This is a genomic window from Methanobrevibacter arboriphilus JCM 13429 = DSM 1125, from assembly GCF_002072215.1.
Classification (GTDB): Archaea; Methanobacteriota; Methanobacteria; order Methanobacteriales; family Methanobacteriaceae; genus Methanobinarius; species Methanobinarius arboriphilicus.
This window is the reverse complement of sequence record NZ_JXMW01000002.1, coordinates 57,139-69,154: the sequence shown is the minus strand read 5'-3', so window position 1 is coordinate 69,154 and position 12,016 is coordinate 57,139. Positions and strand designations below refer to the sequence as shown.

Sequence of the window (12,016 nt, the reverse complement as noted above, 5' to 3'; positions counted from 1 at the left end):
TGAATTGGCTTAAAATTTTGTTTATTTTCATGTTTTCTTTTGGAAATATTAATGGAACTATTTTATACTTTAAAATTCCCTCACGATAATTATTAAAACTTATATATCCTTTATCTGCTATTATAATGTCTTTGTTTCTTATTATTCTTCTTTTTCTTAGTTTTTCCATTATTTCAGGGAATAATTCAGAGTCATGCTTAGATCCTTTATGTATTAACATGGTCAATGGTTGTCCAGTGTGATAATCAAGTGCTAAAGTTAATTTAAATCCTATATAAAACCCTTTTGAAGCTGATTTGGCCCAATAAAGCCCTTTTTTCTCGAGAAATTTTTTAGTGTAATTTTGCTTGTTCCAGTTCATATCAACCTGTATATCGGTTCCATCAATTAAAACTGTGCGTTTTCCTCTTTTAATTGGTTTAAATTCCTTATTTAATGTTTTAATCACGAATTCAAGTATTTGATTTTGATTAAATCTTGCCAAAAATTCATATATTTGATTTGATTCTGGAACTTGATTAAATCCTAAAGACTTTCTCAACTCATGGCTTCTTTTAAGCTCACTAACAACGTATGAAATATCTGATGCGAAAAACATACTCATTAAAACTATTTTAAAATTAACAACACCTTTTTTAACAGGTTTAATTCCATTTCGAGTGAATTCCTGATGAATTTTCCTAGAATCGATAATTTTAAATATATTCAACAACAATATCCATTTAGGGTCTTTTTCATCATAAATAATTGGTATTTTCATTTTTATCATCAATAAAACTTTGTTAATACTAATATTTATATTTATCGATTTAAAAGACCCTAAAAAATAAAATAAAACTCATAAAAAATGTACTTTTAAAAACAAAAAATAATCCAACATAAAAATAATGAAAATAAGGCTAATGAAGCCCTCAATTCTAGAAAAAAATCTAGCACCCTAAATAGTTTGATAGAATATTAGAAAACATTGAATTATTATAAATAGTTAAATTTTAATATTTTGGTTTTTTAAACTAAAAATAACTAAAAATAGTATATAAAATTAATATAATTAAAAAATTATTAATTATAAATAATATTATTAATTATAACTATAAAATAAACGATTTAATAATGAAAAATATAATAAATTGATAAAAATAAGAATAAATAAAATCTATAATAAGAATTAAGATGAATATAATCAAGTTATTAAACCTATATATTCATTAACTAACTTATCACCTAAATTTTTTAGCTAGATTTATCAGTTAAACTTATAAGCTAAATTTATTAGCTAAATTTATCTGATGCTTCTTTTAATACTTTAATAATAATATCTAAATCTTCGGGGCTGATTTTTGGGTGAATCGGAAGTGAAATAACTGAATTTGCTGCATTTTCGGTTTCTTCAAGATTATCATTATATCCTAAGTTAATGTAAAGTTCTTGTTTGTAAATAGGTATTGGGTAGTGAATTCCTGTTCCAATTCCATTCTCATTAAGAAAATTGACCCATTCATCCCTATTTCCTGTTTCTATTTTTATAGTATATTGATGATAAACATGTTTTACTCCATTAAGAACTCTTGGAGTAATTATTCCTTCAACATCTTTTAAATTTTCATCAAGGTATTCTGCATTATTAATTCTCTTTTGATTAAATTCATCAATTTTTTTAAGTTGTGCAAGACCAATAGCTGCAGCTATATCTGTCATTCTAAAATTATAGCCTAAAACAGCATGTTCATATCTTTTTGTTTCACCATGGGCTCTAAAGATCCTTGCTTTTTCAGCTAATTCTTTATCATTAGTAGTAATCATTCCTCCTTCACTTGTAGTCATGTTTTTAGTTGGATAAAAACTGAAACAAGCAAGATCTCCTATACTACCGACTTTAGTATCTTTATATATTGACCCATGAGCCTGTGCAGCATCTTCAATAACATATAAATCATGTTTTTTTGCTATTTCATTAATCTTGTCCATATCTGCTGCTTGACCATATAATTGAACTGGCATTATAGCTTTTGTTTTTTCGGTTATTGCATTTTCTATTTTATTAGGGTCAATATTGAATGTTTTTGGGTCTATATCTACAAATACTGGTTTAGCTCCAGTATATAAAATTGAATTTCCAGTAGCTGCAAATGAAAATGGTGTTGTGATTACTTTATCTCCTTCTTTAATTCCACAAGCTAGAAGAGCTACATGTAAAGCTGTTGTTCCTGAACTAGTAGCTATTCCATACTTTGCACCAACAAATTCTGCAAATTTTTCTTCAAATTCAGCTACTTTAGGGCCTTGAGCAATAAACCCTGATTTTAGAACTTTTACAACTTCTTCTATCTCTTCTTCTCCAATAATAGGACTTGCAATGGGAATTTTAATCTCTGACATTAATACACCTTTTATTATATTCAAAAATTATATTTTAGTAACTTTTTTTTATTAACTTTATAATAATTTTATAATAATTTAATAATTGATAATATATATTACAAAAGTATTTATTTTAATCATTATTAATATATCTTAGTAATTAATCTTAGTAATTAATAGTATATCATACTTAATATTATTCGAGATTTAATATTATATTTGAGATAATTATTATATCTGAGATAATTATATTTATATCTGAGATAGTATATTGAGATTAATGTATATCTGAGATAATTATATTTATATCTGGGATAATATATTTGAGATTAATGTATATCTGAGATTAATATTTATAGATTTGATATTTATTTTAGAGTTAATATTTATTATGCATTGAATTTTATTATTACATTGAGTTAATATATAAATTAATACTACAAAAAATAATTAATAATAAAAAAGCAATAATAAAGAGAATTAATAATAAAATTAATAATAAAAAAAATTAAGATTATTATAAAAATATTATAAAAATAAAATATATTATAAAAATAAAATATAAAAATAAATGAAAAAACAAAATAAAAACAAAAAATAAAGTACTAGAAATTTAAGAATATTACAAATTTAAAATATTAAAAATCTAAGAATTCTATAAATTTAAGAATATTACAAAAATTACCTATTGGAACAACACCAAAAAAATAATATAAACTTAGTATTAAATTTATCAGTGTTGAGATTTCAAATCAATTATAGGGGCTTTTTTATGGATAAACAGGAAATTGAAATAATTAATGAAGGATTAGTTGAAATTAGAGTTCCTAAATTTGATAAAGTTTCATCTAGTGCACCTGTTTTTTATAATCCTAAAATGGAATTTAATAGAGATATATCAATACTTGCTTTACAAACATTTCAAGAGGAGATAGAAAGAGAAATAAGTATTTGTGATGTTTTTGGAGGAAGTGGAATAAGAGCTATCCGATATAAAAAAGAAATTGATGAAGTAGGGTTAGTTTCTGTAAATGACATTAGTTCACTTGCTATAGAACAATCAAAACAAAATGCACTTAATAACAATGTTGAGATTGATATTTATCAAAAAGAAGCTAATATAATACTTCGTGAGAATAGAGGAGTGTTTGATGTAGTTGATATTGATCCTTTTGGCACTCCTTCTTATTTTGTTGATTCTGTAGGTTATTCTTTAAAAAAAGATTCACTTCTCTGTATTACAGCTACTGATACTTCTGCATTATGTGGTACTTATAAAGAGCCTTGTATTAGGAAATATAATGCAGTACCTTTTAAAAGTGAATATTGTCATGAGAATGGAATTAGAATTTTAGCAGGGTTCGTTTCTTTAACTCTTGCTAAGTATAAAAAATATATTGAGGATATTAAACTTTCTCACAGTAGTGAACATTATATGAGGTTATATATTAAAATCAATAAAGGATCAAAAGCTACTGATGATTCACTGGCTTGTAATATTGGTTATATTTCTCATTGTAAAAAATGTCTTTATAGAACTGCTGTAAAAGGATTAGCTAACCCAATTCCAGGATTTTGTCCAGTTTGTGGGGAAAAATTAATTTCTGCAGGTCCTTTGTGGATTGGTAAACTTCAAAATCCTGATTTTATTTCTAAAATGATTCAAAAACTGGATGAAGATAATTCTAATAGGAAAAAATTAAACACTGAAGATAATATCTTAAAATTACTTTATAGCTGTTTTGAGGAGTCAAATGCTCCTATTACTTTTTATGATATTCATGTAATTTGTAAAAATCTTAAAATAAGTGCTCCTAAGATAGCTGATATTATGGATGAAATAAAAAAAGAGGGTTATATAGCGGTTAAAACTCATTTTAATCCTATTGGTGTAAAATCAGATATTGGTATTGTAAGATTAAAGGAAATTATTAACTCTTTAGTTTAATAGTATCCTCTTTCTTTTAGTAGTATTATTTTTAGTTTTTATTTTGGTTTTTCATTTATTTTTATTTTTCAATTTCTTTATATAATTTCATTGTCTATATGATTTTTTATTATGTATCTAATGATTAAATCTAAATGTTTTTTCATATTCTCTACTTTTTGTCTAAATAATCCTAAAGTATATTAATAATATTAAACAAATAATTTAATAACAAAAAATAGTATTATTTTTTGTGTATGTGAGGTGAAAATATGGAAATCATTGAACTTTTTAAAGATTCATTAACATATCCAACAAAAGATTGGAATAAATTACTAATATTTGGTGTTTTATTCATAATCGCGGGAATATTTGGTCTTTTACAGGCCTTAGGTATTGCATTAGGTCAGTATATTGCTGCAAACATTTTAGAGATTATATCTGCAATTATTTTCATTATTGTAGGTTTAATAATCTATGGTTATACTTTGAGTATAGTTAGAACAACAGTCAAGGATACAGATGATCCTTTGCCTGATTTTGATTGGGGAAAGAATTTTATCGATGGAATTAAATTAGCTATTTTGCATATAGTATATTATATAATCCCAGTTATTATTACTTTAATTGTAGCTTATGCTACTGGTGCATTTAATTACTTTTATCAATTAGCGATTTTAAGTGCTTCTACTGGATCTATTCAGACTGCACCAGAATCTCTTGTAGCATCTGCTGGTCTTAGTTTTCTTACAGTATTTATAATAGCTGCAATATTATTCATAATATTTGGATTATTGCTTTTAATTGCTAAAGCTGTTTTAGCTGAAACTGAAAGTTTAGGTGCAGCTGCTAACTTTTCCAATGTTTTCAAAAAAATTGGTAAAATTGGATGGGGAACTTATATAATATGGCTTATTCTTTTCGCAATAATTTTGATTGTCATTGGTATTATAACAACTTTAATTAATGCTATTCCATTTATTGGAGCTATAATAGTACTCTTAATTGTAAAATCTTATACTGAGATATTTTCTGCGAGAACTCTGGGCTTAATCTACAATGAATCTAAAGAATAATAAAGAATAATAAAGAATAAATTTTAATTTATTTTTTATATTTTTATTCTACTTTTATTTTTTTTTATTCTAATCTTTATGCTACTTTTGTTTTGTTTTTATTCTACTTTTAGTTTGTTTTTATTCTATTTTCAGTAATATTACTATTTTAACAATTATATTATTTTATTATTTTAACAGTTATTATTATTTTAATAATTATTATTAATTTAAAATAAATTTAATAATATTATTTTAAAACAATAATTTAAAATAGTTTAATATTAATAAACTTAATAAGTATTGTACTTAATAAGTATTGTTTTACTGGTAAGTATTGTTTACTAGTTACGATTTTTACTAGTTAAATATTAAAAATTGATTTTTATAGTTGTAAGTGAGAAAAATGAAGACTATTGAACTTTTTAAAGATTCTTTATCCTATCCAAGTAAAGATGTTGATAAATTATTAACTTTAGGTGTTTTATTTTTCTTTGATGCAATTATATCTCTCTTACCTTCACTCACTACTGCTTTAGGTTATGGGCTTTTAACTCAGATTTTGTATTTTATCTCGAATATTATAGGTATTTTCATTGTTTTAATAGCTGTTGGTTATTTAATATCTATAATTAAAGGTACTATTGATGGAAATGTGGATATTCCTTCAATAAGAATTATAAAAAATCTTTCAGATGGAATTAAAGTATTTATTATTTCTATTGCATATTATTTAATACCTGCAATAGTAGTTCTAATTGTCGCTTATTTAATTGGTGCATATAGTATCATTTCTCAAATATTTGCATCATTTTTTTATTTTGGTATTGAAGCTTCTATTCCAAGTTATTTTATGGTTGAAAACATTCCTAATATTGTTATAATCCCTATAATCGCTACTATTTTGCTTATTATTTCTACATTGTTTTTGGTTATAGCTATTGCAAGGTTTGCTGATTCTGGTAATATTAAAGATGGATTAAATTTTAAGTTAGTATTTTCAGATATTGTAAAAATATCTTGGGGTAAATATATACTTTTATTACTAATATTATTTTTTATTTTACTGTTTATTTTGTTTGTGGGATTTATAATTTCGATTATTCCATTTTTAGGTATGATAATATTATTTTTAGTAATTTTACCATTTATGACAATTTTTTATGGTAGAAGTATAGGTTTAATTTATAAAAAATCTAAAATTAGAAATACTTAGGATTTTTAATATTAAAAGAAGATATAAAATGATTATAAAAGATAATTAAAACAGTAATTAGGATACTAATTAAGATACTAATTAAAATAATAATTAAAATAATAATTATTAATAACTAAGATAATAATTATTAATAAATAAGATAATAATTAGTAATAACTAATATAATAATTAGTAATAAATAAAATAATATTAGTAATATTTAGAATAATAATTAAAAAATAACTATAATAACAGTTTATTTATTAAACATAACAGCTTATTTATTAAACAATTTATTATTAGACTAAATTTATTAGATTATATATTAAATAAATTAGATAAATTATATTAAATAGATTATAACAAATAACTTTATGGTGATAAAATGAACATCTCAGAATTATTTAAAAATTCATTTAAATATCCAACTAAAGATTGGGGAAAAGTATTAATTTTAGGCTTATTAGTAATAGGATTATTTATATTAATGAGTATTGCTGGAATTAGTCTTGTATTTGCTCAAGCCATTCCAATAGCTATAATATTTGTTATAGCATTAATTTTTGCTATAATTGTTGGCTTAATTTATAGTGGATATGGTCTAAGTGTAATAAGAGAAACTATTTTTAATAAAAATGTAGCAATTGATGAGCAAGAAGAATCTTTACCAGAATTTAAGTGGTCTGAAAACATTATTGATGGATTAAAGGTTTTAGTTTTAAACATTGTATATATGATAATACCAGTTATTATTACTTTGATACTTGCTTATGCTTTAGGTGTATTTTCTGAATTTGCAAGCATTAATCAATCTTTAAATATTTATAATCAAACTGGAGCGTATTTACCTAATTCAATTGCTGCAGGATATATGGTTAGTAATGGATATGCAGTCGCTATCGTTAATACTGTAGCAGCTATTTTATCAGTAATATTCTCATTATTTGCATTTATTGCTATGGCAAAATTAGCTGAATCTGGTAAATTAGGCTCAATTATTAAATTTAGAGAAATAAATGATACAATTTCTAGAATTGGCTGGGGAGATTATATAGTCTGGTTCATACTTCTATATATAATTGTAGTTGTTATTTCTTTTATAGCTGCTCTAATTATTTTCATTCCAATAATTGGTTTCATTATTTATTTATTAATAGTTCCATCTTTCTTGACTTTATTCCAATCAAGATCAATTGGTTTGATATATAATGAAGCAGATAATTGAATTAAAAGCTATTAATCTATTATTTATACCTTTTATCAATTATTAAAAATTTTTTATTTTTATTTCTTTATTTCTTTATTTCTTTATTTTTTTCTTTATTTTTTCTTCATTTCCTTACTTTATTTTTTATTTCCTTATTTATTTCATTATTTTTTTCTTTTTAATACTCTTTTTTATAACCAAAAAGATTTTTATAGTATAAAAAAAATAGTATTAATATGCAAATTGTAGCTGATGTTGGCGGGATTCCAGGAAAAGACTGTCGAGGATTCTGTAAATATTGTTATTTTAGGAAAGTAAAATCTATTGAACCTTTAGGATGTTCTAAGTGTTCTCCAGGTAAAGTTGGATGCTCTAATTGTAGTGAAGGTGTTAGTGAAACTAAAAATGAATTCAAAATGCCTTTTTTTGTTGTAAATGAGATTCAGACTACTTTAATGATGACTAATCCTAATGATAGTAATCTTAAGGTCAATATTAGTGGTGGGGGAGATGTCAGCTGTTATCCTCATCTAGAGGAGCTAACTGGAACTTTAAAACAATTTGATATACCTATGCATCTTGGTTATACAAGTGGAAAAGGTATTGATGATGCAGAGATGGCTACTCGATTGATAAATCATGGAGTAGATGAAGTTACATATACATTGTTCGCTTCTAATCCTGAACTTCGAGCAGATTGGATGAAAGATCCTAATCCTGAAGAATCTATTAAAGCAGCAAAAATCTTTGCTGAAAGTACTGATCTTCATGCAGCTACAGTTATTATTCCTGGTGTAAATGATGGAGATATTTTACATCAAACTTGTGAAGATCTTGAAAGTTGGGGTGCAAAAGCTTTGATTCTTATGCGTTTTGCTAATACTACAAATGAAGGCTTAATTTTAGGTAATGAACCTGTTATAAAAGGTATAAACTCCACAAGTATTGATGAGTTTCAAAAGCTTGTAGAAAGTATAAATAAAGAATATAATATTCGAGTTACTGGAACTCCTGTTTCAGATCCAGATACTGGTGCTCCATTCGCACTATCAAAAAATGAAAATGAGGTCTATCTTCAATTTATTCAAGATATAACTGGTGAAGCTACAATTGTAACATCTAAAATAGCTGCACCTTATATTGAAAAAATATTCGATAAATTAGATACTAATGATGTTAATGTTGTTGCAACTAAAAAAGATATTGCTTGCTTAATTACAAAGGATGATTTAGAAGATTTAGATTTATCTGATGTAAAAGATACAGTTATAATTCCGGGCAGATGTTTTGTCCATCAAATTGATGCAGAGAAAATTTTTAGTTCTGATGGTATTGAGAGGGTAGTTGGTAGAGGTCCTGAAAAATTGTCTGTTGATGGAGAAATGAGTGGAACTTTAACTGAAGAAAATGTAATTGAAAAGGAAATTGAATTATTTAGAGATTTAGTTGAGGCTATTAACTTTTTTGGTATGAAAATGAAAAAGACTTGAAGTATCTTTTTTATTTTTAGTATTTGATTGAATTTTTTATACTATTTTTTTAAAATTATTTTTTAAATTATTTTTAAATTATTCTTTAAATTGCTCTTTAAATTACTCTTCAATATTATTCCTTAAAATTATATTTATTATAATAATTATATTATTATAATAAAAAATATATTGAAAAAATATTATAGAATATTATAATAATATATTATAAAATATTATAATAAAATAATAAATAATATCAAAACACCCTTAGTTTTTATCCAATGATTATTATTACTTATTGAAATTATAAAATTTTTATTATTTCATTATCTAATTTAATATTATTTTAATTTTTAAATCATTTTTATATAATATTTACATTATTTTTAATATTTTTTAATATTTTGTCTATTTATATAGTCTTATTTTTCATTATTTTAACATATTTTTATTTAAAATGATTTTAATGGTTTTTTTAATAATCCCTAGTTTAATAATTCTATTTTTACTATTTAAAGTATTTTAATGTCTAATTATTATTTTAAAATCATTTTTATGTTTTTTAAAATTGTTAAAACTCTTTTTTATTCATTTAAAAAAGTATTACTTTCTGTTATAGGATTCTTAAAAAATGCTGGTTTCCTTCTCCTTTATAAGCTTTGCTATTTGCATTCAAAAATAATGTTTATAATATATATTAATCAAATTAAAATTCGTATACCAAATAGCTAGTTATTGCAAAAAACTGCAAATGAGCTTACTCAATACAAACTTAAAAATGACCGTTTGTATTAGAGAGGTATATTAATAACTATATTTAGTTAGGAGGGAAAAAATGGCGAAGTTTGATGATAAAGTCGATTTATACGACGATAGAGGGTCATTAGTTGAATCTGATGTACCTATCGAAGCCTTAAGCCCACTACGGAACCCTGCAATAAAAAGCATCGTTAGTGGTGTAAAAAGGACCGTAGCTGTAAACTTAGAAGGTATTGAAAATTCCTTAAGATCTGCATCTGTCGGTGGAGCAGGATCTAAGATTTTAGGAAGAGAAATGGACCTAGATATTACTGGCAATGCTCAAGCTATTGCATCTGCTTTAAAAGAAATGGTTCAAGTAACTGATGACGATGATACAAATGTAGAGCTTCTTTCTGGTGGAAAGAGGATTTTAGTTCAAATACCAACTGCAAGATTAGAATCTGCTGCTGAATATTCTGTAGCAACCTTATCTACTGCAACTGCATTAGTACAAGCTATTATTAAACAATTTGATATTAGTATGTATGATGCTAACATGGTAAAAGCTGCAATTCTTGGAAGATATCCTCAGTCTGTTGATTACATGGGTTCTAACATTGCAACTATGTTAGATATTCCTCAAAAGCTTGAAGGTCCAGGTTATGCTTTAAGAAATATTATGGCTAACCACGTAGCTGCTGCTACATTAAAAAACACATTACAAGGAACTGCACTTTCCAGTATCTTAGAACAAACTGCTATGTTTGAAATGGGTGATGCTATTGGAGCATTTGAAAGAATGCACTTATTAGGATTAGCTTATCAAGGAATGAACGCAGACAATATTGTTTTAGATTTAGTTAAAGATAGTGCTAAAGAAGGAACTGTTGGTTCTGTTATGAATGATACTGTTGCTAGAGCTACTACTGATAGTGTTGTTAGTGTAGAAAAAGATTTAAATGGTTTCAATGTTTATGAAACTAACGATTTAGCTAAATGGAATGCTTATGCTGCTGCTGGAGCTACTGCTGCAACTATAGTAAATGTAGGTGCTGCTAGAGCTGCTCAGGGTGTACCATCTTCAATTTTGTATTTCAATGACTCTCTTGAATTTGCAACTGGTCTTCCTGGTGTAGATTTCGGTAGAGCTGAAGGGGTAGCTGTAGGATTTTCATTCTTTAGTCACTCTATTTATGGTGGAGGAGGCCCAGGTCTCTTTAACGGTAACCACGTTGTAACCAGACATAGTAAAGGATTCTGTATCCCTTGTGTTGTAGCTGCAATGTGTCTTGACGCAGGTACTCAGCTTTTCTCACCTGAAGCTACTTCTGGATTAATTAAAGAAGTATTCAGTAGTGTTGATGAATTCAGAGAACCATTAAAATATGTAGTGGAAGCAGCTGCAGACATAAAAGGTGACATCTAAAATCTTGCATGTTTTTGTGGTTAATTAATTATAAAATATTTAAATGAATTATTTAAATTCGATATTTATGATTTAGATTCAATATTTAAGATAAATTATTTAGATATACTAAAAGATTAATCATATAATCATACTAATTTAATGGGGATAATTATAAATGGACATAGAAGTATTTCCACATAGAGTTTTAGGAGCAGATACAACTGAAAAGTTGTTGAATGGTATTGAAAGTCTTGATGATGTTAAAAGAACAGTTATTCAAGGACCAAGACTCCCTCCTGAAGACCCTAACGAAGATCCACGATATGTTGATAGAAGAAAAATTACAGTCAATGGTAAAGAACTTGAGCTTAAAGTTAAAACTGGCCGTATTTTTGTTGAAATTTCAAATGAATCCACTATTGATGATATAAGGGAAATATGCAATGAATATCTTCCTTTTGGATTTGATATAAACATTGGAAAATACATCAGAACTCAGAAGACTGTTTCTGATAACATTAAATATGGTGATGCAGACATTCCTGAAGAGTTAATTGGAATGACTGATCAATCAGCTAAGCTCGCAGACAGAGTAACTATCATAAAAAAAGATAAGGATTGAGAATCTTATTTAAAAGGATCTTATT

9 protein-coding genes are annotated in these 12,016 nt (G+C 25.4%); 7 read left to right on the top strand and 2 right to left on the bottom strand.

What is annotated here, in order from left to right:
* Positions 1–760 (bottom strand): transposase (locus tag MBBAR_RS01845; protein WP_080459583.1); only part of this gene is annotated, 760 nt, incomplete at its 3' end.
* A gap of 512 nt (positions 761–1,272) precedes the next feature.
* Complete coding sequence (locus tag MBBAR_RS01840) at positions 1,273–2,379, bottom strand: DegT/DnrJ/EryC1/StrS family aminotransferase (protein ID WP_080459582.1); 1,107 nt, start codon at positions 2,377–2,379, stop codon at positions 1,273–1,275.
* Positions 2,380–3,133: 754 nt separating this feature from the next.
* Between MBBAR_RS01840 and MBBAR_RS01835 the strand changes: the two genes are divergently transcribed.
* The 7 genes from MBBAR_RS01835 to mcrD all read left to right on the top strand — a co-directional run bounded on the left by MBBAR_RS01835 (position 3,134) and on the right by mcrD (position 11,991).
* A complete protein-coding gene (locus tag MBBAR_RS01835) occupies positions 3,134–4,309 on the top strand; it encodes a tRNA (guanine(10)-N(2))-dimethyltransferase (RefSeq protein WP_080459581.1) in 1,176 nt (391 codons plus the stop codon).
* A gap of 251 nt (positions 4,310–4,560) precedes the next feature.
* The gene (locus tag MBBAR_RS01830) at positions 4,561–5,364 is read left to right on the top strand and encodes a DUF4013 domain-containing protein (RefSeq protein WP_080459580.1); all 804 of its coding nucleotides are present in this window, start codon (positions 4,561–4,563) and stop codon (positions 5,362–5,364) included.
* A gap of 385 nt (positions 5,365–5,749) precedes the next feature.
* Positions 5,750–6,559: a DUF4013 domain-containing protein gene (locus MBBAR_RS01825; RefSeq protein ID WP_080459579.1), complete on the top strand. Its 810-nt coding sequence runs from the start codon at positions 5,750–5,752 to the stop codon at positions 6,557–6,559.
* Between the two features lie 367 nt (positions 6,560–6,926).
* On the top strand, positions 6,927–7,766 hold the full coding sequence (locus MBBAR_RS01820) for a DUF4013 domain-containing protein (RefSeq protein WP_080459578.1): 840 nt from the start codon (positions 6,927–6,929) through the stop codon (positions 7,764–7,766).
* Between the two features lie 218 nt (positions 7,767–7,984).
* Positions 7,985–9,238, top strand: coding sequence for a methyl coenzyme M reductase-arginine methyltransferase Mmp10 (gene mmp10 / locus MBBAR_RS01815; protein ID WP_080459577.1), 1,254 nt, complete (start codon positions 7,985–7,987; stop codon positions 9,236–9,238).
* A gap of 817 nt (positions 9,239–10,055) precedes the next feature.
* Entirely contained in the window at positions 10,056–11,387 is a 1,332-nt protein-coding gene (mcrB, locus tag MBBAR_RS01810; RefSeq protein ID WP_080459576.1) for a coenzyme-B sulfoethylthiotransferase subunit beta, read from the top strand.
* A gap of 157 nt (positions 11,388–11,544) precedes the next feature.
* Positions 11,545–11,991: a methyl-coenzyme M reductase operon protein D gene (mcrD, locus tag MBBAR_RS01805; protein WP_080459575.1), complete on the top strand. Its 447-nt coding sequence runs from the start codon at positions 11,545–11,547 to the stop codon at positions 11,989–11,991.
* Positions 11,992–12,016 lie beyond the last annotated feature (25 nt).

Bases quoted from the DNA above. Each gene is read 5' to 3' on its own strand.
- MBBAR_RS01840 (WP_080459582.1), bottom strand. From the start codon at position 2,379: ATGTCAGAGATTAAAATTCCCATTGCAAGTCCTATTATTGGAGAAGAA.
- MBBAR_RS01835 (WP_080459581.1), top strand. From the start codon at position 3,134: ATGGATAAACAGGAAATTGAAATAATTAATGAAGGATTAGTTGAAATT.
- MBBAR_RS01830 (WP_080459580.1), top strand. From the start codon at position 4,561: ATGGAAATCATTGAACTTTTTAAAGATTCATTAACATATCCAACAAAA.
- MBBAR_RS01825 (WP_080459579.1), top strand. From the start codon at position 5,750: ATGAAGACTATTGAACTTTTTAAAGATTCTTTATCCTATCCAAGTAAA.
- MBBAR_RS01820 (WP_080459578.1), top strand. From the start codon at position 6,927: ATGAACATCTCAGAATTATTTAAAAATTCATTTAAATATCCAACTAAA.
- mmp10 (WP_080459577.1), top strand. From the start codon at position 7,985: ATGCAAATTGTAGCTGATGTTGGCGGGATTCCAGGAAAAGACTGTCGA.
- mcrB (WP_080459576.1), top strand. From the start codon at position 10,056: ATGGCGAAGTTTGATGATAAAGTCGATTTATACGACGATAGAGGGTCA.
- mcrD (WP_080459575.1), top strand. From the start codon at position 11,545: ATGGACATAGAAGTATTTCCACATAGAGTTTTAGGAGCAGATACAACT.